Genomic DNA, 22,578 nt, shown 5'->3' with positions numbered 1-22,578 from the left:
CCCCGGTGTACCTGGAGTTCCCGGGCTGGAGCGAGAACACCCACGGCATCACCGTGTGGGACGAACTGCCGCCCGCCGCCCGCGCCTACCTGCGTGCGCTGGAGGAACTGGCCGGCTGCCCGATCTCGATCGTCTCCACCGGTCCGGACCGCGAGCACACCATGGTGCTGCAGGATCCGTTCGCCTGAGGCGGGCAGCACGTGACTCCTTCTCCCGCATGCGGGAGAAGGACGTGCCGAGTCTCCAGAAAGCCCCGCGACAGCGGGGCTTTTTATTTCGCGCCGCACACTGATACGCGTAATGCGGTGCGCCGTGCATGCACGTGGGAGGGACAGCTGACCGAGCAGCGTGCGCGCGCTTTCTGGTTGTTCGATGCAATCGGAGTTGCCGGAGTGCCGTTGCGGACACTGCAGTCCGCGTCCATCTGCGGCTGCCGCAAAGCTGCGCTAGCATTCCGCGCGGCGCCCGCATGCCGCCACTCGACAAGGACGACCGCCGATGTTCGCTGCACTGTTCGACACGCTGTTCCGCCGCACGCCCAGCCCCGACGCCTTCGCCAGGCTGTACACCGATGCCCTGCGCGCGCGCGGCTATCGCGAGGAGCTGGTCTATCAGCCCGACGCGTTCCGACTGGTCGGCGGCAATGGCTACACCATCTATCTGCACAACGCCTATCAGGCCTACAGGGCCGCGACGCGCAAAGGCCGCGCCGAGGCATTGCGCGCCTATGTGACGTCCTCGCTCAACGCGCAGGAAGAGAGTGGCCGGGAAAAGACATTCGACGAGGTGCGCGCGACGCTGATGCCGGTGATCCGCAATCGCGGCATGTTCGAGGAGCTGCGGCTGGAGCACTTGCTGGAGAAAGGCCTCGATGCGCCATTCCCATATGCATGGCGCGACATCGCCGAGGATTGCGTCGAGCTGCTGGCGCTGGATCTGCCGGATACGATCTCCACGCTGTTCCAGGGGCCGCGCGCGGCATGGGGGATCACCCTGGACGAAGGCCTGGCCATCGCCCGCGACAACCTGCGCGATGCAACCGCCGACCATTTCGTCGAAGTCGCGCCGGGCGTGTTCCGCGGCGCATGGCAGGATGCCTACGACACCAGCCGCGCGTTGCTGCCCGACGTGCTGTACCGCGTACCGGTGGCGGGCAATCCGCTGTTCATGCTGCCGGCGCGCGACTGCCTGCTGGTGGTGGGCGATCGCGACGCCGCCGCCATCGGCGCGATGCTGGAACTGAGCGTGGAAGCAGCCGCGCAGGGCCGCAACGTCTCCGCGCTGGTGTTCACCTACGACGAGGCACGCCGCATGGTGCCGTTCGCGCTGGCGTCGCCCGAGCACCGCCAGCGCCAGGCGGACCTGCGCCGGCTGCTGGACGCGCCTGCCTATGCCGATCAGAAGGCGGCGCTGGACAAGCTCCACGACGCGACCGACCAGGACATCTTCGTCGCATCGTTCAGCGTCTACCAGGAGCGCGACGACGGCGCGCGGCAGTTTTCGCTCTGCACCTGGACCAAGGGCGTCGATACGTTGTTGCCCAGAGCCGACCGGATCGCCCTGGTCGTCCCGCGCGACGACGCCGAGGAGGACGCGGTCGTCCTGGTGTCCTGGGACGAGGCTGTTGCCGCGTTCGGCGACCTGATGGAGCCCCAGCCGCCGCTGTATCCGCCGCGTTACCGCGTCCAGACGTTTCCCGATGACGCGCAGCTCAGGCAGCTGACGCCGCTGTGATGGGACTTGGGGGTTGGAGCTGGGGGATGCATGGATGTGCTGCGTGCTCGGACCCTCACCCCAACCCCTCTCCCGGTGGGAGAGGGGTTGATCGCGGTGCGCCCTGGCGCAGGCGCGTGCAGGTATAGCGTGAGTAACGTAGCTTCTTGCATGGGATGGAGCTCAAGAAATCGCCCGTGTGGCCGATAGCCTTGCACGGGTCGGCGTTGTTGCACGCCGGCAACGGCGTGCGTGGGACCGGATCGCGACGATATCCGCCGCATTCACGGATCCGGCGTGTGCTGCGGCATCTTGGGGGGAACGGCAGTGCGCAGTCGCTTGATCTTGCAGTCGCTCAGGATGCTGCTGTGTGGGAGTGTGCTGGTGTCGTCCGCGGTGGCGCACGCGGCCGCGATGCAGCGGTGCGCACCGGCGCAGGCGTTGCCGGCCTGCGTGGCGGCGGTGCGTATCGCAGACCCGGCGGCCGCGCTGCAGATGGGCATGCCGGCCTGGGACGCCGCGGCCGACAAGCAAGGCTCGATCGCGCTCGGCCTGGAACTGGTCGATGCGGCCGCCGCCGCGGGCCAGCCGAACAGGGTGGTCTCCATCGGCTCGGCGCTGCTCGCCCAGCCGTTGTCGCCGCAACAGCGGGTGCGCCTGTTCACGCAACTCAATGCCGAGATCTGGCGGCCGCGCGACGCGCTCCGCATCGCGCAGCTCGAAGGCGAGATGCGGCGGCTGGAAACGGAACTACCGTACGATCCGCACATCGCCGAGCTGTGGCGACTGCTGGCCCGCTCCTACTACAAGATGGGTGCGCAGGACGACGCCTTGCGGGTCGCCCGCATCGCATTGTCCAGAGTGCGTCGGCATCCGGATCCGGTGGAATACAAGGCCAACCAGACCGTGTTCCTGGTGTCGGCTCAGCAGGGGCGCATGCCCGATGCCATCGCGGCCCTGCTCGAGGCGGAGCGTGTGGTCAAGGCGCTGGGCAAGCCCGACGACGTCTCCATGCTGCACAACGCCACCGGCGTGTTCATTTATGCCCACGAATGGAAAAAGGCGATCGCCTACGGCCAGCGTGCGCTCGCTGCCTACGATGCGATGCCGTACAAGGACCTGACGCGCGCGGACATACTCAACAACCTGGGCACGGCCTATCAGGGCGCAAACGAACTGCAACGTGCCGAAGCGATCTACCGGCAGGCGTTGGCGGCGGGACGTGCCGATGGCAAGACGTCGCTGATCGGATTGCTGAACAACCTGGGCAACGTGCTCGCGCTGCAGCATCGCCCGCGGGAGGCGTTGCCCTTGTTGCGCGAAGCGGCCGCGATGCTGGAGGGGGCCGCGCCAGGCGGCGATCATGGCGAGGGAGGCATCGTCTATTCCACGCTCGGCAACGTGCTGGCCGATCTCGGCCAACGCGACGCTGCGGCCGCCGCGTTCGAGCGCGCGCGGCAGATGTTCACGCAGTGGGACAACGTCCCCCGGCGGCTGGAACTGTACCCGCGCATGATCGACAACCTCGACGCACTCGGCCGCGACCGCGAGGCGCTTGCTCTTATGCGCGAGTACAAGGCGGTCAACGACAAGGCGGTGAACGTCGAATCCAAGACCCGGATCGCCGAGCTCGAATCGGCGGTTGACCTGGCGCGCAAGAACAGCGAACTGGCCGCACTTGCCCGCACCCGCGCCGCCGAACAGGCGGCGTATGCGCAACTGCAGGCGCGCGCGCAGCGCCAGCGCAGCGTGCTCTACGGTCTACTCGCCGCACTGCTGGCGCTGGCCGGCTTTTTCCTGCTCAAGGTGCGCGAAGGCCGCGCGCGTCGGCGCATCAACGCGGAACTGGCGCGCAAGAACGAGGAGATCCAGGCGCAGCACCGCGAACTGGAACAGCTCGCCGCCACCATCCGTCGCCAGAGCGAGAAAGACGCCCTCACCGGCCTGCGCAATCGCCGCTACGTCACCGCCTGGCTGCAGGCGCGCGAGGCTGCAGCGACGCCCGAGCGCACGCAGGAACCGCTGCTGATCGCCCTGCTGGACATCGACCACTTCAAACGCGTCAACGACCTGCACGGCCACGAAGGCGGCGACCACGCCCTGATACGACTGGGCGATCTGCTGCGCGAGTGCGCTCGCAGCTCGGACATCATCGCCCGCTGGGGCGGCGAAGAGTTCCTGTGGATCTGCCCCGGCGGCACCCTGGCCGACGCCCCGCGCCTGTTCCGCCGCCTGCGCGAGCGCCTGCAGGCCGACCCGCTGGTGCGCCCGACCGGCCGCATCGCCCTCACCGTGTCGATGGGCGTGAGCCTGTTTCCCGCCCACCCCGGCGGCGACTGGCCACTGAGCCTGCGCATCGCCGATGCCGCCCTGTACCGCGCCAAGCACGCCGGCCGCGATCGTTGGGTGGGGCTGACGTTGGACGGGGTGGCCACAGATCTCGGCGCCGATGTGTCGCTGGAGGTGCTGGAGGCGGAAGGCCGGCTGCGGCAGACGGGGGGCGGGGGAGATGGAGTGGCGTTTGTGGTGGGGTAGGGGGCGGTGTGATTCGCAATGCGCAGCCGGGCGCAGATCCTGTTGTCGTGGGCCTGCCTGCTACCGGCCAAGGAGACGTGGCCTGCTTCTGCTCGATCTCAAGCCGGCCGCGTGTTCTGAAAATGCACTGGCTAATGGAGTTTGATAAGGACGTTGCTACTGCAGCAGTAGCTTGTAAGCACTTGGCCGCGCTTCTTCATACAATTTTGTATGGCTCCGTTTCGTGGTGCGTGGACCTTCGGCATCGGTGTGTGTGTCACGCAGGGAAGAGGATGCAGTCTCGTGGTAATAAGTGGAGAAGGCCCATTGGGCCTTCTCCTTTTGATGAGAAAGGACGCTCTATTTGGTCACTCTGGCTTGCAGTGAAACGCGGGTATACGCCGATTCTCCTCTCAGCCTGATGTAGTAGGTGCCAGCGACAGGCGCAGCGAGGTTCAGTGTCTCGTTGTTGCCAGGACGTGTAGAAAACATGTCATGGTCCGTGACAGTGGGGATCTTTCCGCGCTTCATGTAGAGCGACACATTGCCAGTGCCGCCGTAGCTCAATACACGCAAGTTGCTTGTGCCGGTCGGAACTTCCACGCGGAACAAGCTGTCGCTGCCCGCTGCGCCTTCCAAGCCGGTCAGTGGTACGGCTGGTTCAAGCGTGGTAATTCCCTCCGTCACACTTTGGAAGATCTCTCCAAGAAGATCTGCGTAAACCTCAGAGGTGGCGTTTGGCGCATAGAAGTACAAGCCTCCGGTTTCTTGTGCAATCCGCGAGAATACGTCGCGGGAGGATGGGGTTGCCGCAATGGACTCGTTGCTATTTCCGTTTGCAGCCCGAGTTCGTCCGGTCGCGCTGGCCACGCAATCACCCGACAGCAACACATGTACACGTGTTCCATTGGCGCGGGCTTGGGCAATCAAGCCATCGACGTCGCCGGAGTGCGGCGAAGCATCCGTAGCCAGAATCACTGATCCTTCGGAGTCCTCATCCTCTCCGAGACGCGAAAGCGCAAGGGAGACCGCACCCAACGAGTCTTCTGGGCAGTCGTCTCCGCCGCTCGCGGTGAGTCCTTGCACGGCATTGATCACAGCGGCAGTGTCTTCGGTATTGGGGAGCCGTAGCGTCGGCGCATCCTTGAAGCTGATCAACTCATACGACGTGGCGCGCTGTTGCTCACCGCTATTGTTGTTCTCCACAAAGCTGGCGAGCGCCGACTTAACGCCACTGAGTTGCGTGTCCATGGACCCCGTATCGTCGATCGCCAGTTCTACGCGATTTGGCGGCCATGTGGTCACCAGGGTGTTGACTCGGACTTCATCGCCGCAACTGCCGGTGTGGACGGACTCCAGGGTGGTGCGGTTGGCAGAATTGCGTGCACCGCCGGCCAAGCGCAGGATGCTGAAATTCACCTGCGCCTTACTGTCCAGGGCATTGTCGATGACGAGCGTGCCGTTGCGTACGCCCGCCACTGGGTCGCGGGAGACGGTGGAGGCCATAAAGCCACTGACTTCCGCGGTCTGGGCCGAAAACGGGCAAGTCACGGTGGTGCTGGCCTCGCCATTGATGCTGGTTCCACCGGAGATGCGCACTGCGGGAGTGCCGAATCCCCAAAAGATTCCCGCTGGGCTGGCGTCCTTCCCTGACGCGGCTTGTGCGCGGCTCAATCGTGTCAGCTCGCCTGTACGCGTATTGAGCTGGTAGACCGTATCAGGGTCGAGCTGATGCAGGTATCGCAGGCCGAGCTTGTTGAGAAGGAGCTGAAGTTCAGGTCGCTCTCGCACCAACTGATCGGAAAATTGAGTTGCCTTGTCCAGGAGCGCTGGCTCGGGAAACGTCTTGGACTCGACATTCGTCCCGTGGGATGGCACTGGCATGGCGAAACCTGCTATGAGCAGGGCGCCAATAGGCAATAATGCACGCATTCTCGATGTCACGATTACGTCTCCTTGTATCGCTACAACGCGGCGATAGCATCGGGTTCATGGCCCGTGCTCACTGCCCAGGATGGGCAATCCTTGTGTTTGGTGTTGACAGGGCGTGGCGAACGGCTAGCGTCTAAAGCGGCTGCGTCCATAGCTCATGCTGCCGCTTGAGATCATGAAGCCGTCTTCTGAATCGAGCAGGTAGCGGTCGTGGACGTCGTATTGCATGAGTCCCACGATGCAGCTGAGCGCCCGATCCAGCGCCTCCATCAGTGCAAGATGCTGCTGCATCACTTCTGGTATCTGCCCCTTCGAAGCGAGCAGCGTCTGAAAGCGCTGCGGATCGCTCATGGTGACCACGACCTCGGAGAGCGTCTCCTGAAGAGTGGAAAGGTCTGTGACAGCACGTTGATGCAATGGGTGATCGCTACTCGGTAGCGCAGCAGATGACGCAGCTGCGACTTCCCTCGCAACGTCGGCCAATGAGGATCCCCAGTCTGGTGTGCCTACGGAACGCGCCAGCCTCTCCACCGTCCGCCGCAGCCGATCCACCGTTTCTTCTTGCAGTGCGCGGTCCATCGCATCCTCGCAATACATGGGTTGAATTGAGTCAGTAGGCGTAAAGGCCAGCCACTGAGGCGAAGCTTGCCGGATCATAGCGCTAGAGGCGCCTGTGCGATACCCGACTGCAACACGAAGCTGCAAAGTTAAGGATCTTGTCGCCTATCTGTATCCGGATCCTCGGGACATGAGGGTGCAGCAGACGCTTCCGCTTCGACGGCACACCTGTACGGCGAAGCCTGGCTGGAAGTTCGAGCGATGCGAAGGCAGCTATCATTGCACCTGCGCCCCTCGCCAATACACCGCAGACATGGAGAGCCGATGGCCAACATCACCAAGCGCCGCAAAGGCGAGCTGATCCGCATGCTGTTCCAGATCCTTAAGGCGCAGCCGGAGGGAATGCGGGCCAGCGACGCGCTGGAGGTGCTGGCGAAGCAGGTCACGATGACCGAGTACGAGGCAGGGGACTACCAGACCGGCGGCCGCCGCTTCGAGAAGATCGTGCGGTTCAGCACCGTGGCGCCAGTGAAGGCCGGTTGGATGGTCAAGGACAAGGGCATCTGGACCCTAACGCCTGATGGCGAAGCCGCCTTGCAGACCTATCCCGACCCGGAACAGTTCACCCGCGCGGTCGGCCAGCTCTATCGGAAATGGAAGAGCGCTCAGCCGGACCCCGTGGAGGACGACGAGTGCGAGGAAGAACTCGGTGAAGGCTCGGCCACCATCACCCTGGAAGAAGCCGAGGAGATGGCCTGGACCGAGATCGAGGCGTATCTGGCGGCGATGCCGCCGTACGATTTCCAGGAACTGGTCGGCTCGCTGCTGAAGGCGATGGGCTACCACGTCGCCTGGATCGCCCCGCCCGGCAAGGACGGAGGCACCGACATCATCGCCTACAACGACCCGCTCGGCACTCGGCCGCCACGCATCAAGGTTCAGGTCAAGCGCAACGCCAACTCCCCGCGCATCGACGTGATGGGTCTGCGCAGCTTCATGGCCGTCCTCGGCGAGGGCGACGTGGGTCTGTTCGTGGCCTTGTCCGGCTTCACCAAGGACGCGGACTATGAGGCGCGGCAGTCGCATCGGCGCATCAGCCTGATCGATGCGCGCAAGCTGCTGGGGTTGTGGACGGCGCACTATGCTCAGCTCGACGACGTTGCCCGCGTGCGTCTGCCGCTCAAGCCTGTTTGGTTCCTGGCTGGGGAGGAGTAAGGACGGATTTCGTACTTGGTCTTTTTTTCGCTGGGAGCGCCTGTTGTGCTGGGCGGCTAGCTGGAAACCGGGGCCTACTTCAGGGAGTTGCTATGCACGTGACACGTATAGATACGAGCTTCTGGTTCGAGCACCTTAACGGCGTCCGGCTGTACCACTGAAGAGTAAAGCGCCGCGATACAGGTAGAGTGGCCTTTCGGGTTGCACAGCCGGGTACTGGCGCCAATCGAAGCGTAAACCAGATCGAGTTGGGGGGGTGTCAGGAAAGTCTTCCATCACCTATTCGCTTTGGGTTACTCCGTTCGCATGTGTGCGCTGGATTCAAGGCTCAATGGTCTCTACAGCAAAGACGGATACAGCATCGTTCGTACTTCTGAATCCTGAGTCGATGTTGCATCCAGCCTCGTGATTAGCCTTTGTACTCGGCGGTGAGGCACGCCTTTGACATGTGCGCACGCTGCATGGCCGGATCGTTGGCAGCCCCTGCACGATGAAGATGTTTTGCCTGCGGCAGCGGTTGCGGTCTGCTGGCTGAGCGCAACTTGGTCGACGCTGCTGAAGTGATGTTGCTTGGCCAGGGCGTACAGGCTGGCGCTGACGCGGTCGTTGTCGGCCGGGTTCAACTGGCCAGGGCCGTTGAGGCCTTGGACCTTGTCGCTGATCTGCTGCAGCAGCGTGTGATCGGGATGGTCGGTGCGCGTGGGATCGGCCGCGGGGGCTGGCGCGCGTTGTTGTTTCTGTTCGCCCGGTGCGTGATACCGCAGTTCCTCGGTGCGTTCCGGCGACAGCATGCGGTGGCCGATGCCCGGTTCGAGGCGTCCAGGGAAGCGCTGTACGCGCACTTTCATCAGCTCGCCGAAGGTGCGGTAGGCGGAGTTGCTGTTGACGGTGTCGCCGAAGACCTTGAAGCCGTAGTTCGGATAGTCGCGGTCCTGGGCGTTGAGTTCCGGCACGGCGCGCACCGCGGTATTCCAGCGCTCCAGGATCTCGTGCTTGTCGCCCGTGGCCACCGTGCGCGCCGGCTGGTCGTCGCGGATGTAGGTGGTGCTGTCGACCTTCTCGCCGATGGAGCGGGCATAGGCAGGATCGTGCGGGTAGTGCCAGGCACGCAGCGAGTGCCGGGTCTGGTCGGTACCGATGGGGATGGCCTGGCCGGTCTGGCGATCGGTGGCCAGGCCGTGCAGTTCCGCCACGGCCTTGCCGTGTTCTTCGCGCAGCACCCAGAAGGCGTGGCCGGCGATGCCGATGACGCCGAGCGAGCGGGCTTCGATGGCGTAATTAGGCATGGTCGTGTCCTTCCTTGGTCGATGCTCGACGGGGGAATCAGGGCTGTCGTATTCCGGTCGTTCGGCTCACAGCGGCTGCGTGGCGACGCAGCGATCCAACGCGGTCTTGAGATCCTGCATCGCCTTGTCGACGCCCAGGTCGACGAAATAGGCGCCGGCGCCCTTGAGGGCGAGCTTGGCCTGGTTGGCGCCCGGTGGACGCTCCAGGCGCAGGCGAAAGCCGCTGCGGTTGGTTTCGGGGAAGTCGCCCGATTCCAGGATGCCCTTGGCCGGGTCTTCGCGGGTGACCTTGGGCCAGGAGCTGCTCGTCTCCGACAGGGTGGCGATGCTGGATTCGGCGCAGTCGAACAGGCGCTGGTTGGGTAGGTCGGCCGGGACGCGCAGCACCGCCGAGGCCATGGGTGTCTTGCGGGCGGCGGCGGGCATGCTGCAGGCGCTGGCGACCAGCGCCAGGCCGGCGAATTGGGCGATGCGGTGCCATGGCGTCATGAGGACGTTCCTTGCGTGGGCGGTGGCGAGCTTCCTGCTCGGCGCATGATGCCGGATGCGTCTCGGGCTGTTGCGCGGTCAGCGCCGCGCGCGACGCCAGGCGATCAGGGCCACGGCAGCCAGGGCGGCGACGGTGCCGACGGCGGCGACCTGTGCCGCGCGCTTGGCGCGTTGTTCGCGCAGGCGCAGCGCGTCGCCGCTGGCGTCGTCGGCGGACAGCGGCGAGCGGTACACGCTGTGCGCGGCGGCGCGGCCGGAGACGGCGGCTCGGCGAGCGGGCGGGGTCGGGGCACTGTCGGTAGCGGTGTCGTCCACGGCGTGGACGGTGTCGGTGATCATGGTGGGTTGCATCCTCGGCGCTGCGTTCATGCGTGTCTGTCGATCGAGCGGTCGGTTGGTGGCTGACGCCCTATCTTTCCAAGCGCCACGTTAACGCGGCGCGGGGGAAAAGTAATGTGCAGGCGCCCCGGGTCCCGCTGGCGTTGGCTCAGCCGACCTGGCGGACCATCAGCAACACGCGGGTGCCGTAGGAATCGGCTTCCTGCACGGGCTGCCAGCCGTGGCGTGCGTACAGGCCGCCGTCCAAGTGCTCGGTCTGCAGGTACAGGGCGTCCAGGCCCAGGTCCGCGGCGTCTGCCAGGGCATGGGCGAGCAGGCGACCGGCGATGCCGCGCCCTCGATAGGCATCGGCGACGTACATGCCGCCCAACCAGTACGGGTATTTCGGGAAGGCGTCCATTTCCCGGTATTTCAGCTGCACGGCGGCGATCAGTCGACGGCCGTCGAAGGCCGCCAGCACGCGCGGCAGGCCGTGCGCATCCGGGGCGCGCTGGAGCTGGCGCAGTTCGTCGTCCAGCGAGAAGCCGGCCTCGCGACCCCAGGCCGCGTGGTACCAGGCGGCGATCTGCGGCAGTTCCGGGGCGTGCCGGTCGAGATGACGGACGTTCATGCGTGCGAGCGTTGCGGTGGTGCGGGAACAGGGAAGTGTAAGCGGGGAACGCGCTTGGACCAGGGCAGGGCTGCGCGGCAGCCGCGTCCGTGCGGGCTGTCGGCCCATCACGCATGCAATGGGACGCCGCACGCGGCTTGAACGGCAGCCACGTCCACCCGCGTCTCCACGCGCTCACGTCGGCAAGTTTGGCGATAATGCCGGACTGTTCCGTCAGGATCGCCGCATGACCGCTCTCACCGAACGTTACGCGCGCGCCGTGGACTACGCGCGCATCGCCCACGCCGGCCAGTTCCGCAAGGGCGGCACGGTGCCGTATCTGAGCCACGTGCTGGGCGTGTCGACGCTGGTGCTGGAGGCCGGCGGCGACGAGGACCAGGCGATCGCGGCGCTGCTGCACGACGTGGTGGAGGATTGCGGCGCCGGCCACGAGGCGGTGATCCGCGCGCAGTTCGGCGAGGCGGTGGCGGACATGGTGATGGCGTGTACCGACGCCACGGCCGAGCGCAAGGCGGTGCCCACGGACGTGCCGGCCAAGCGCCGCGACTGGCGCATCCGCAAGCAGGCGTACCTGGCGCACTTGGCCGAGGCGCCGGACGCGGTGCTGCTGGTGTCGGCCTGCGACAAGCTCTACAACGCGCGCAGCATCGTCGCCGACCTGGAGGACCCGGAGGTCGGTACGGCGGTGTTCGAACGCTTCACCGCCGGCCGCGACGGCACGCTGTGGTACTACCAGGCGCTGCATGCGATCTACGCCGAACGCGGGGTGGCGGTGCTGCGCGCCTTCGCCAGTGCGGTGACGCAGATGCAGGCGCTGGCTGCGCGCGACGAGGACGCCGGCACGCTGGCCGCGCCTGCCTTGCGCTGAGACCTGCGTTACCGGCGACGGCGCGCTGTTCTGCGCCGATGACGGACAGACACGCTGCCACGTCGCCGCCGCGACGCGATCATGGCGGCCGACCGGCTAAGCTTGCGCGCTCCTTCGCGTCGCCGGTCCTGCTCATGTCCACGCCTTCCGCTTTCGCCGCTTCCGGCTTCGTGCGCGTCCGCGGCGCGCGCGAGCACAATCTCAAGGACGTGGACGTGGAGCTGCCGCGCGATGCGCTGGTGGTGTTCACCGGGGTGTCCGGCTCGGGCAAGTCGTCGCTGGCGTTCGGCACGCTGTTCGCCGAGGCGCAGCGGCGTTATCTGGATTCGATCTCGCCGTATGCGCGGCGCCTGATCGACCAGGCCGGCGTCGCCGACGTGGACGCCATCGACGGTCTGCCGCCAGCGGTCGCGCTGCAGCAGCATCGCGGCGCGCCGAGCACGCGCTCGTCGGTGGGCAGCGTCACCACCATCTCCAACGCGCTGCGCATGCTGTATTCGCGTGCCGGCACGTATCCGCCGGGGCAGGGCATCATCCATGCCGATGGCTTCTCGCCGAACACGCCGGCCGGCGCCTGCCCCACCTGCCACGGGTTGGGGCGCATCTACGACGCCACCGAGGCGTCGATGGTGCCGGACCGCACGCTGAGCATCCGCGAGCGGGCGGTGGCGGCGTGGCCGCCGGCCTGGCACGGGCAGAACCTGCGCGACATCCTCACCACGCTCGGCCACGACGTCGACGTGCCGTGGGCGAAGCTGCCGAAGAAGACCCGCGACTGGATCCTGTACACCGACGAGCAGCCGACCGTGCCGGTGTATCCCGGCTTCACCCTGGCCGAGACTCAGCGCGCGCTCAAGCGCAAGCAGGAGCCGGCGTACATGGGCACCTTCAGCAGCGCGCGCCGCTATGTGCTGCACACCTTCGCCAGCACGCAGAGCGCGCTGATCAAGCGGCGCGTGGCGCAGTACCTTATCAGCAGCGCGTGCCCCAGCTGCGACGGCAAGCGGCTGCGCCGCGAGGCGCTGTCGGTGACCTTCGCCGGGCTGGACATCGGCGCACTGTCGCAGCGCCCGCTCGGCGAGGTGGCCGAGTTGTTGCGCCCCGCGGCCGAGGGGCGCATGCAGGGCCGCTCTCGGCATCCGGAGCAGGCGCTGGCCGCGCAGCGCATCGCCCAGGACCTGCTGGCGCGGATCCAGGTGGTGGAGGCGTTGGGCCTGGGTTATCTGACCCTGGAGCGCAGCACGCCGACGCTGTCGCCGGGCGAACTGCAGCGGCTGCGCCTGGCCACGCAGATCCGCTCGCAACTGTTCGGCGTGGTCTACGTGATGGACGAGCCGTCGGCAGGCCTGCATCCGGCCGACACGCAGGCGTTGCTGGGCGCGCTTGACCAGCTCAAGGGCGCGGGCAATTCGTTGTTCGTTGTCGAGCACGAGATCGACGTGATCCGCCATGCCGACTGGATCGTCGATGTCGGCCCTGGTGCCGGCGAGCACGGCGGGCAGGTGCTGTACAGCGGTCCGCCGGCGGGACTGGCGCAGGTGCAGGCCTCGTCCACGCGCCGCTACCTGTTCGTCGAACCGCACGCCGCCGCCCATGCGCCGCGCACGCCGGAGGGCTGGCTGCAGTTGCGCGAGGTCAGCCGCAACAATGTGGTCGCGCTGGACGTGGACATCCCGCTGGGCGTGTTCACCACGGTCACCGGCGTGTCCGGCTCGGGCAAGTCCTCGCTGGTCAGCCAGGCGCTGGTGGAGTTGCTGGGCACGCAACTGGGGCAGGCGCCGGCCGAGGCGGAGGAGGAACTGGATCCGCTGGAGCGCGGTGCGCGTGTCGCCACCGATGGCTACATCGCCGACGGGCTGCAGCACGTGCGGCGGCTGGTGCAGGTGGACCAGGCGCCGATCGGGCGCACGCCGCGCTCCAACCTGGCGACCTACACCGGCCTGTTCGACCATGTGCGCAAGCGTTTTGCGGCCACGCCGGCAGCGCGCAAGCGCAAGTACGACGCCGGGCGCTTTTCGTTCAACGTGGCCAAGGGCCGCTGCGCGACCTGCGAAGGCGAGGGCGCGGTCAGCGTGGAACTGCTGTTCATGCCCAGCGTGTATGCGCCATGCCCTACCTGCCATGGCGCGCGCTACAACGCCAAGACCCTGGAGATCGAACTGCGCGGCCACAGCATCGCGCAGGTGCTGCGCATGACCGTGGCGCAGGCCCTGGATTTCTTCGCCGAGGATGCGCCGATCGCGCGGCCGCTGCAGGTGCTGGTGGAGGTGGGGCTGGGCTACTTGCGGCTGGGCCAGCCGGCCACCGAGCTGTCCGGCGGCGAGGCGCAGCGGATCAAGCTGGCCACCGAGCTGCAGCGCGCGCAGCGCCACGGCACCGTCTATGTGCTGGACGAACCCACCACCGGCCTGCATCCGGCCGACGTGGACACGCTGCTGCGGCAGTTGCATGGGCTGGTGGAGGCCGGCAACACCGTGGTGGCGGTGGAGCACGACATGCGCGTGGCCGCGGCCAGCGACTGGATCATCGACATGGGGCCAGGCGCGGGCGGGGCGGGCGGCAAGGTCGTGGCGGCAGGTGTGCCGGAAGTTGTGGCGACGCGGGCAGGCAGCCGAACGGCGCCTTTCCTGGCTGCGGAATTGGCGGGGTAGGCGCGCACGTCGCGGCGCGTGGTCTTCGTCAGTTCTGACACGGCGAGGGCATGCCGGAATGCACGATGATGCAGTCGCAGCGAGCGAAGCCTGCCGGGTGCCTGACCCTGCAAAGCGTCGGGACTGAAGTCCCTCCCACAGTGCACCCAGGTAAGGCTCCGCACGGCTCTGCGGGAAGGGCTCCGTGTAGTCTCAAAACCGCCTGGAGCCGCTCCCGCGATGAGGTCTCATGCTGCATCGCGCATCGTGACGCGGCAGCCCGCAGTGCCGCCGACGTGAAATGCCGCCCACGTTGGCCACGCGTCGGCCACGGTGGCGACCGCGTGGCCGCCACCGCCAGACCCTGCAAAGCGTCGGGACTGAAGTCCCTCCCACAGTGCACCCGGGTAAGGCTTCGCACGGCTCTGCGGGAAGGGCTCCGTGTAGTCTCAAAACCGCCTGGAGCCGCTCCCGCAATGAGGTCCCATGCCGCATCGCGCATTGCGCATCGCGCATCGTGACGCGACAGCCCGCAGTGCCGCCGGCGTGAAACGCCGCCCACGTTGGCCACGCGCCGACCGCGGTGGCGACCGCGTGGCCGCCACCGCCAGCGGTTGCCGAGGCGGCGATCAGCCCAGCAGTTCGAAGCTGGCCGTCAGCCCCGGTGCCTGCGCCGAGGGCGCGACCCACAGATCGAACTGGCCCGGTTCCACCGTCGGCTTGAGCGCCTGGCCCACGAACAGCAGATCCTCGCGACGCAGCACGAAGTCCACGCTGGCGCTGCCGCCGGCCGGCACCGCGACCTTGCGGAAATCCTTCAGTTCGCGGACCGGGCGGGTGATGCTGGCGCTGCGGTCGCGGACGTACAGTTGCACCACTTCCTCGGCGTCGCGGTGGCCGCGGTTGTGGATGCGTGCGGCGATCTTCAGCGTGCCGCCGGCGGCCAGCCGCGACGTGCTCAAGGTCAGTTCGCCGTACTCGATGCGGCCATAGGTCAGGCCGTGGCCGAACGGGAACAACGCGGTGTTGGAGATCGTGCGGTAGTGGGTGGTGAAGGGCGTCAGCGCGTTCGGGCGCGGATCCGGGCGACCGGTGGGCTTGTGCGCGTAGTAGTACGGCGACTGCCCGGATTCGTGCGGGAAGCTCACCGGCAGGCGCCCGGAGGGGCCGTGCACGCCGAGCAGGATGTCGGCCAGCGCCGGGCCGGAGGCCGAGCCGAGGAACCAGCTGACCAGGATCGCCGGCGCGTCCAGCACCGCGCCGTCGAGCACCAGCGCACGGCCGTTGCTGAGCACCACCACCACCGGCGTGCCGGTGGCCGCCACGGCGGCCAGCAGCGACTGCTGCGCGCCGGGGATGCTGATGTCGGTGCGCGACTGCGCTTCGCCGGAGTAGCGCAGCGGTTCGCCGATCGCCAGGATCGCCACGTCGGCGGCGGTCGCCGCGGCCACCGCCGCCTGCACGCCGCCGGGCAGTGCGTGTTCGAACGCGCAGCCTTCCACCACCTGCAACGTGGCCGGATCGGCGAGTTGCGCGCGCAGGGCCGTGGCCAGGTCGTTGCCGCTGTCGTCGCCGCCGAACAGCGTCCACGGTCCGGCGCTCTCCACCCAGTTGCTGGCCATCGGCCCGATCAGGGCGATGCGCTGGCCCTGGCGCTTGAGCGGCAGCAGTTCGCCCTCGTTCTTGAGCAGCACCACCGATTTGCGTGCGGCCTCGTGCGCCAGTGCCAGCGTCTCCGGGCGCCGCTGCCGCGCCTGCGCGCGCTCGGGCACGATGCGCAGGAACGGGTCGTCGAACAGGCCCAGCGCGGCCTTGAAGCGCAGCACGCGGCGTACCGCATCGTCCAGCCTCGCCATCGGCACCGCACCGTCGGCGACCAGGCCGGGCAGGTGTTGCAGATACAGCCCGCTCTGCATGCTGATGTCCACCCCGGCCAGGAACGCCAGCCGCGCCGCGTCGCGCGCATCGCGCGCATAGCCGTGCGCGACCAGTTCCAGGTCGCCGGTGTAGTCGGAGACCACCAGGCCGCTGTAGTTCCATTCGCCGCGCAGCACCTGGCTCAGCAGCCAGGTGTTGGCGGTGGCGGGCACGCCGGACAGCTCGTTGAAGGAGGCCATGGTGGTCACCGCGCCGGCGCCGAAGGCGGCCTGGAACGGCGGGAAATACACCTCGCGCAGGGTGCGCTCGGAGATGTCGACGGTGTTGTAGTCCAGGCCGGCCTCGGCCGCGCCGTAGGCGGCGAAGTGCTTGGCGCAGGCGGCCAGCGCATCGGCATGGTCGATGCCCTCGCCCTGGAAGCCGCGCACGCGGGCCTCGGCGAAACGCCGGCCCAGCAGCACGTCCTCGCCGCTGCCTTCCACGCCGCGGCCCCAGCGCGCATCGCGGGCGATGTCGACCATCGGCGCGAAGGTCCAGTCGATGCCGACCGCGCTGGCTTCCAGTGCGGCGGCACGCGCGGTGCGTTGCGCCAGCTCCGGCTCGAAGCTGGCGGCTTCGCCCAGCGGCACCGGGAACACGGTGGTGAAGCCGTGGATCACATCGGCGGCGAACAGCATCGGGATCTTCAGCCGGCTCTCCAGCGCGGCCTGCTGCAGTTGCTGGTGCCAGCGCACGTTGGAGCCGTTGAAGATGCCGGTCAGGCGTCCGGCGCGCGCCGCGGCCAACTGGCCCTCGGCGGTGGGGCGCACGTTGACCGGATTGGCGGCGGCCGCCGCATCGGTCTGCTGCGCCGAACCGAACAGGGTCAGCTGCCCGGCCTTCTCTTCCGGCGTCATCCGCGCGATCAGCGCATCGATGAAGGCCGGCGTCTTCGCTGGCGTGCGCGGCAGGGCCAGGCCCATCGGCACGTGCGACAGCAACGCGAACGAACCGGCGCCGAGCAACAGCCCGCGCCGCGTGGTACGAAACGTCATCGGCAAATCCCCTGTTTGGACCCCGATGGTCACGCTACCTCATCGGGAGCGAGAAGTTGTGATGCGGTGCACGATAATCGTGGGTCGGCAGGCGCGCTCCCTGAAACATCACCATGCAGCCGCGTGATCACGATGGGGCGACCGGCAGGGGCGATGCTGTCGCCAATCTGGCGTAGACGTCGCGCTTGGCGCAGCCGCGCCTTGCTTGCTCAGCCCGCTACCAATCCAGCGTTTCCAGAAAGCGCGCGGCCTCGGCGTCGCTGCCCAGATAGGCAGCCAGCGACGCGGCGACCGCGTTGCGGGCAGTGGCGCACAGCGCGGCGCTGTCGTCGAATGCGGCATCGCCGAGTTCGGCCATGGTGTTGGCCATGGTCACCAGACCACCGAATGCGATCTCCAGGCTGGCGGCCAGCGGTCGGGGGCGCCATCCGCCGGCCCCGTGGAACGCGAACAGCACGCCGCCGCTGGCGGTGTCGAGGATGACAGGGTCCGCGCCCTGGTCCGCGATCACCAGCCAGTGGTCCCGCCAGGCGGCAATGGGCTTGCCGTCGATCGCGTTCCAGCGGTAGCCGGCCTGCAGCGCCCACAGCTTGCACAACGGCGGAATGTCGAGCGGGTTGCCGCCGAGTTGCAGCGACAGGCCGGTCGGGCCGGCCGTGGCGTCGCGGATGTCGCCCCATGGCCCCACCTGCGCATAGAAGTCGGCGAGCACCTGTGGCAGCGGCAGCGTGCCCTGCCAGTCGGATGCAGGTTGCGGACGCAGTTCGCCCCAGGAGGCGAGCAGCGTGCGGAGGGTGGCGTAGGACATCGGGCGTGTGGCGACAGTGGACCTGAGGCGCATTATGCCCGGCGCGTGTCGTGCGCCGTGTGCGTGATGCCGTGCCGGCAGCGCTTGCAACGGGCACCTGGCGCGTGCGGCGCTGCGGCCGACGACAGGGCTGGTTGTCCAGCCCGATGTTCTGCGCCGCGCTGGCTTGCGGCACGTGGACCAGCTCGTACGACACCTGCCGCGACGCTGTCGGGGTCCCATTGCAGGCGCACATCGGACCGCTCGATCGCGTCTTTCCAGGCGACCTGACTGGCGAATCGCGCCGGATCGAAGGTCGACGGGGCCGTGGCACGCAGTAGGGGGTCGAAGCAGGCGCGTGGCAGCCGGATCGCCAGGATCCGCTCCTGCCTTGCTTCTGCGCCCAACCGGCGCGGGACATCATCCACAGGAAATTCGGCTTGATCCAGCTCATCCGGTCGTAGCTGAACTCGCCGCCGAAGCGCTGATGGTCCATGGCGAACCGCGCAATCGCAGGGCGATCCACCTTGTAGACATCGATCGCATCGGTGTCGAAGCACGACAGGATGTCACGACCCCGGCACGGCCAGGTGAGCTGCAAGGCAGCGCAAGGAACGGGATGCAGCGTCGCGCAGCCTACGTCGTCGCAGCAACGTCGTCGATCCGCTGCCGCGTCTCCCGTGCCGCCGGATGCCGCGCGATGCGTTCGCCTGGATCGGGACGCCAGCCGTAACGCCTCTCAGGGCTGAAGCCTCGACGGCAGGCGCGTTTGCGCGGAGGTGCTTGCCGCCGTGAGAGCGGCGCTGACTTCCCGTGGGATCCAGTTGCCCGCCGGCGTCGTCGAAAGGCATGCTGTGCGGGACACGCAACGAGCAGGGCCGATCCATGCAGCGCCCTGGGTGCTTTCGCGCGTGCGGCCGCACTGAATCACTCAGCCTGCGCTCGCCTCCAGACTCGCGCGCTGAGACCCGCACTGGCTACCCTGGCGCACCCCGTTCCTCGGAGCCCCCATGAGCCGACGTTCCGGCAGCGCCGATCTGCCCCTGCATGGCGGTCGCGTGCCGCACTGGCTGGGCGCGCGCATGACCCGGCTCGGCGCGGTGATGTGCCAGGCCATCGTGCACAGCTATGGCCGCGACGAATTGCTGCGGCGCCTGGCGCATCCGTTCTGGTTCCAGTCGCTGGGGGCGGTGATGGGCATGGACTGGCATTCCTCCGGCATCACCACCAGCGTACTGGGCGCGCTCAAGCGCGGCCTGGCGCCGCTGTCCGGCGAACTGGGCATCCACGTGTGCGGCGGCCGTGGGCGGCATTCGCGGGCCACGCCGGACGAACTGCAGGCGGTGGGCGAGCGCACCGGCCTGGACGGCGCGGAACTGGCGCGGGTCAGCCGCCTGGTGGCCAAGGTCGACAGCGCCGCGGTGCAGGACGGCTTCGACCTGTACCTGCACGGCTTCATCGTCAGCGACGACGGGCGCTGGGTGGTGGTGCAGCAGGGCATGCACGGCGCGCGCAAGCAGGCACGCCGCTACCACTGGCTGTCGGAAGGCCTGAGCAGCTTCGTCGATGCACCGCATGCGGCGATCGACGGCCCGCGCCAGGGCCGCATCGTCAATCTCGCCGATCATCGCGCCGCCGCCGCGCGTGCGGCGCAGGTGGAGCTGCTGCAGACGCTGGCACCGGAGCGCATCGCCCGCGAATACGCTGCGCTGGAGGCCGCGCAGACGCCGGCATCGGCCGCCGCGGCGCCGACCCACGCCGCGCAGGGGCGGGGCGCCACCGCGCCGGCCGCCGATGCGCTGTTCGCGGAGACCGGCGACCTGTTCGCGCCGGCGGCCGCCACGGTGCCCGAGCGCCGGCCGGCCGACCTGCCGCATCTGTCGCTGCCCGACCACCACGACGTGCGCGGCAGCGACATCGTGGTGCGGCGACTGCACGGGGCGCTGGCCGCCGCTGCCGAATGCGGTCCGCGCGATTTCGCCGACCTGCTGCAGGTGCCGGGCGTCGGCGCGCGCACGGTGCGCGCGCTGGCGCTGGTGGCCGAGGTGCTGCACGGCGCGCCGTGCCGTTTCAGCGATCCGGCACGGTTCTCGCTGGCCCATGGCGGCAAGGACCGGCATCCGTTCCCGGTGCCGACGCGGGTCTACGACCACACCATCGGCGTGCTCAAGACGGCGGTGGCGCAAGCCAAGCTGGGCCGCGAGGAGAAACTTGACGCGATCCGCCGCCTGGACGCGCAGGCGCGCCTGCTCGAACCGACCGTGCGCGGGCCGTCGGTGGACGACTACATCGCCGAGGAACGCGCGCAGTCGCATGCCTATGGCGGGCGCAGTGTGTTCGGCTGGGAGCCGGTGCCACAGGCGGTCGCGGAGTGGCGCACCGCACGCGCAAAGTAAGAGCTCGGCTAGTGGTCTGAGTGCGACGCGATCGAACCGGCGGTCGGGTGTCGTGCAGGCGTCGACGGCGATTCGCCCGCGATGCGCGAGTCCATCTGCGCAACCGACCTCGTTGCAGTCGGGACTGAAGTTCCTCCCACAAGCAGGGACTTGTGGTCAGCGCTGCCGTCGGCCCTTGCGCGGAAGATCACGGTTGCGCCTCTCCGGGAGTCCGCTGTCATGCCATAGCGCTGGTCGGAGGAGGGGGCGCGGTCTGAGCGCGTGCCAGGTTCCTCCCGTTCGAGCGATCGCCCGTATCATGGCCGCCCCCGGCGCACGGCGTCGGTGGCTCCGAACGACGCGTACGCCGAAGGACGTTTTCCCCAGCATGTGGTCTGCCATCAGCAACTTCGGCGACGCGGCGATGACGCTGCCGCTCGCGCTCGTCTGCGCACTGTGGCTGGCGCTGGGTAGCGCGGGATGGCGTGCCGCGGCGACGTGGCTTGGCCTGCTGGCGAGCGCCGCGGCCCTGGTCGGGGCGACCAAGATTCTCTACGCCGGCTGTGGGGTGGAACTGCGCGCGCTGCAGTTCCGGATGATCAGTGGACACACCATGCTCGCCGCCTGCGTATGGCCGATGGCCTGCATGCTGTGCCTGCGCGCCCGTCCGCGGCCGCGGCTGGCGATCGCCTGCGGTTTCGCCATCGCCAGCGTGATCGCCATTGCCCGCGTCTACGCGCGAGCGCACAGCTTGTCCGAGGTCGCTGCCGGTGTGGTGGTCGGGGCCGCGACGACGGCGTGCTATCTGCAGTGGCGCGGTGCGCCGCAGCTGCCCGCGCGGCTGCGCATGTACGCCCTCGTGTCGGTGGTCCTGGTCGGCGCGTTGATGTACGGACGCCACGCGCCGATCCAGCATGCCATCCAGACCTATTCGCCGGCGTTGTGCGGTCGCGACAGCTGATGGCGCCGTCTTCCGTGTGCAGGCATATGCACGTGCGCTTCGCCTATCGTATGCCTGCTCTTGACCTGCGCGTTGCTACACCCGGAGCCGATGGCCGTCGTGGCCGCTTTCAGGAGATGTATCGATGCCGGAGCAATCCACCACCACCCGTGCGCGCCGCGCCAAGCGCGAAGGCAAGGCCGGCACGACCCAGGCCGGCGAGTTCGTGCGCGAGGAAATCGACCGCGTGCGCGAGGGCAAGACCCAGGTGAAATCGACCAAGCAGGCGATCGCCATCGGCCTGTCCAAGGCGCGCCGCGCCGGGGTCAAGACCGGCGCGTCGAAGACCGCGTCGAAAGTCACCAGGAAGAAGGTTGCCCAGGAAGAGGCCAAGGGCGGCAAGCAGGCCAAGCCGTCGCCAACGCGCTCGCGCGGCGCCAAGAAGGCGCTGAAGACCGCCAGCAAGGGCAAGAGCGCGACGCAGACCGTGGGCAGCCAGGCGCTGTCGACGCAGACCAAGCGCGCGGCGAAGAAGCGTAGCGCCGGCAGCCGCTCGGCCGCGGCGAAGAAGGCCGCACAGACCAAGGGCGCGACGGTGCGCAAGAGCGCGGCCAAGAAGGCCGCGAAGACCCGGGCCAAACAGGCCGGCACGCGGACGGCCGCCGCGAAGAAGATCTCGGCGAAGACCGCTTCGGCCAGGAAGGCGCCGGCCAAGAAGGCCGCGAGCAAGAAGGCGGCGAGCAAGACTTCTTCGGCAAAGAAGACTGCGACCAAGAAGACGGCCTCGAAGAAGACGGCATCGAAGAAGACTGCATCCAGGAAGACAGCGTCGAAAAAGTCGACGGCGAAAACCGCGGTCGCCAGGAAGACACCAGCGAAGAAGAGCGCATCCAGCAAACGCACGACCAGTAAGCGCGCAGGCAAGACGTCGTCCTTGCGCACACGCGGTTCGCGCTCGAGCGGCTAGTCGCTCCATGGCGCGCGGCGGCGGATGCCACCGCCGCGCGTCGACGCATCCGCGATCGGCGCGACTCGCCGGGGTCTTACAGCTCGGTGTACTTGGTGATGCGGCCCTTGGCGCGCTCCACCGGATACTTGGCGGCGTTGGCCAGCATCTTGCGCTGCGCGGCGTCGATCGGATCGATCTCCAGCTTGTCGCACAACTGGACCAGATACAGCAGCACGTCGGCGATCTCGCTGCCGACCTGCTGCTTTTTTTCTTCAGGAAGCTGGCGGCTCTGCGCATCGTCCAGCCATTGGAAATGTTCCAGCAATTCCGCCGCTTCCACCGACAGCGCCGCGGCGAGATTGCGCGGACTGTGGAACTGACCCCAGTCGCGGGCGTCGGCGAAGGCGCGCTGGGCGGCCTGCAGGTCGTGGAGGCTGTCGGGCATGGCATCGGCTCGCAGT

At 67.9% G+C, this 22,578-nt stretch carries 17 protein-coding genes and 2 pseudogenes; 9 read left to right on the top strand and 10 right to left on the bottom strand.

The features are described from left to right. From ACHWVH_RS01480 to ACHWVH_RS01470, 3 genes are all read left to right on the top strand, one after another. Nucleotides 1-188: adenylosuccinate synthetase (locus tag ACHWVH_RS01480; RefSeq protein WP_394686520.1), on the top strand; the 188-nt coding region annotated here is incomplete at its 5' end. A gap of 310 nt (nt 189-498) precedes the next feature. Next, the gene (locus ACHWVH_RS01475) at nt 499-1,734 is read left to right on the top strand and encodes a hypothetical protein (RefSeq protein WP_394686519.1); all 1,236 of its coding nucleotides are present in this window, start codon (nt 499-501) and stop codon (nt 1,732-1,734) included. Between the two features lie 363 nt (nt 1,735-2,097). Further along, nucleotides 2,098-4,248: a diguanylate cyclase gene (locus tag ACHWVH_RS01470; protein ID WP_394686518.1), complete on the top strand. Its 2,151-nt coding sequence runs from the start codon at nt 2,098-2,100 to the stop codon at nt 4,246-4,248. A 339-nt stretch (nt 4,249-4,587) separates the two neighbouring features. On the opposite strand, the gene ACHWVH_RS01465 is transcribed toward ACHWVH_RS01470, so the two are convergent. Continuing rightward, complete coding sequence (locus ACHWVH_RS01465; protein WP_394686517.1) at nt 4,588-6,171, bottom strand: pre-peptidase C-terminal domain-containing protein; 1,584 nt, start codon at nt 6,169-6,171, stop codon at nt 4,588-4,590. Between the two features lie 114 nt (nt 6,172-6,285). Further along, the gene (locus tag ACHWVH_RS01460; protein WP_394686516.1) at nt 6,286-6,738 is read right to left on the bottom strand and encodes a hypothetical protein; all 453 of its coding nucleotides are present in this window, start codon (nt 6,736-6,738) and stop codon (nt 6,286-6,288) included. 303 nt (nt 6,739-7,041) lie between these two features. On the opposite strand from ACHWVH_RS01460, the gene ACHWVH_RS01455 reads away from it, so the two are divergent. Continuing rightward, nucleotides 7,042-7,932: a restriction endonuclease gene (locus ACHWVH_RS01455; protein WP_394686515.1), complete on the top strand. Its 891-nt coding sequence runs from the start codon at nt 7,042-7,044 to the stop codon at nt 7,930-7,932. A gap of 338 nt (nt 7,933-8,270) precedes the next feature. On the opposite strand, the gene ACHWVH_RS01450 is transcribed toward ACHWVH_RS01455, so the two are convergent. The 4 genes from ACHWVH_RS01450 to ACHWVH_RS01435 all read right to left on the bottom strand — a co-directional run bounded on the left by ACHWVH_RS01450 (nt 8,271) and on the right by ACHWVH_RS01435 (nt 10,656). Then, nucleotides 8,271-9,218 (bottom strand): XVIPCD domain-containing protein, encoded by a 948-nt coding sequence (locus ACHWVH_RS01450; RefSeq protein ID WP_394686514.1) that lies wholly within the window; start codon nt 9,216-9,218, stop codon nt 8,271-8,273. Nucleotides 9,219-9,284: 66 nt separating this feature from the next. Continuing rightward, nucleotides 9,285-9,707, bottom strand: a complete 423-nt coding sequence (locus ACHWVH_RS01445) for a hypothetical protein (protein WP_295908245.1) — start codon at nt 9,705-9,707, stop codon at nt 9,285-9,287. A gap of 78 nt (nt 9,708-9,785) precedes the next feature. After that, nucleotides 9,786-10,046 carry a hypothetical protein gene (locus ACHWVH_RS01440; protein ID WP_267105021.1) on the bottom strand — a complete coding sequence of 87 codons (261 nt, stop codon included), beginning with the start codon at nt 10,044-10,046 and terminating at the stop codon, nt 9,786-9,788. A gap of 148 nt (nt 10,047-10,194) precedes the next feature. Continuing rightward, a complete protein-coding gene (locus ACHWVH_RS01435) occupies nt 10,195-10,656 on the bottom strand; it encodes a GNAT family N-acetyltransferase (protein ID WP_295927210.1) in 462 nt (153 codons plus the stop codon). Nucleotides 10,657-10,882: 226 nt separating this feature from the next. Here ACHWVH_RS01435 and ACHWVH_RS01430 point away from each other — a divergent pair, with 226 nt between their 5' ends. Together ACHWVH_RS01430 and ACHWVH_RS01425 are read left to right on the top strand one after the other, a co-directional pair. Then, nucleotides 10,883-11,524, top strand: a complete 642-nt coding sequence (locus ACHWVH_RS01430; RefSeq protein ID WP_394686513.1) for an HD domain-containing protein — start codon at nt 10,883-10,885, stop codon at nt 11,522-11,524. A 134-nt stretch (nt 11,525-11,658) separates the two neighbouring features. Next, entirely contained in the window at nt 11,659-14,175 is a 2,517-nt protein-coding gene (locus ACHWVH_RS01425; protein WP_394686512.1) for an excinuclease ABC subunit A, read from the top strand. Between the two features lie 608 nt (nt 14,176-14,783). On the opposite strand, the gene ACHWVH_RS01420 is transcribed toward ACHWVH_RS01425, so the two are convergent. The 3 genes and pseudogenes from ACHWVH_RS01420 to ACHWVH_RS01410 form a co-directional block, all read right to left on the bottom strand. Then, nucleotides 14,784-17,066 carry a glycoside hydrolase family 3 N-terminal domain-containing protein gene (locus ACHWVH_RS01420; protein WP_017916167.1) on the bottom strand — a complete coding sequence of 761 codons (2,283 nt, stop codon included), beginning with the start codon at nt 17,064-17,066 and terminating at the stop codon, nt 14,784-14,786. Nucleotides 17,067-17,283: 217 nt separating this feature from the next. After that, nucleotides 17,284-17,874: a hypothetical protein gene (locus tag ACHWVH_RS01415; RefSeq protein WP_394686511.1), complete on the bottom strand. Its 591-nt coding sequence runs from the start codon at nt 17,872-17,874 to the stop codon at nt 17,284-17,286. Between the two features lie 32 nt (nt 17,875-17,906). Next, a pseudogene (locus ACHWVH_RS01410) lies at nt 17,907-18,454 on the bottom strand (DUF4291 family protein). Nucleotides 18,455-18,863: 409 nt separating this feature from the next. On the opposite strand from ACHWVH_RS01410, the gene ACHWVH_RS01405 reads away from it, so the two are divergent. The 3 genes and pseudogenes from ACHWVH_RS01405 to ACHWVH_RS01395 form a co-directional block, all read left to right on the top strand. Continuing rightward, nucleotides 18,864-20,249, top strand: coding sequence for a DUF763 domain-containing protein (locus ACHWVH_RS01405; protein WP_284467648.1), 1,386 nt, complete (start codon nt 18,864-18,866; stop codon nt 20,247-20,249). A gap of 403 nt (nt 20,250-20,652) precedes the next feature. Next, complete coding sequence (locus tag ACHWVH_RS01400) at nt 20,653-21,189, top strand: phosphatase PAP2 family protein (RefSeq protein WP_394686510.1); 537 nt, start codon at nt 20,653-20,655, stop codon at nt 21,187-21,189. Between the two features lie 124 nt (nt 21,190-21,313). Beyond that, nucleotides 21,314-21,829 (top strand): annotated as a pseudogene (locus ACHWVH_RS01395) (DNA-binding protein); the annotation flags it as partial. Between the two features lie 382 nt (nt 21,830-22,211). Here ACHWVH_RS01395 and ACHWVH_RS01390 read toward each other — a convergent pair. Beyond that, the gene (locus ACHWVH_RS01390; RefSeq protein WP_394686509.1) at nt 22,212-22,562 is read right to left on the bottom strand and encodes a nucleotide pyrophosphohydrolase; all 351 of its coding nucleotides are present in this window, start codon (nt 22,560-22,562) and stop codon (nt 22,212-22,214) included. Nucleotides 22,563-22,578: the final 16 nt, after the last annotated feature.

Origin of the sequence: uncultured Xanthomonas sp. (genome assembly GCF_964278005.1) — a bacterium.
Lineage (GTDB): Bacteria > Pseudomonadota > Gammaproteobacteria > Xanthomonadales > Xanthomonadaceae > Xanthomonas_A > Xanthomonas_A sontii.
This window is presented reverse-complemented; position numbering and strand designations above follow the sequence as displayed.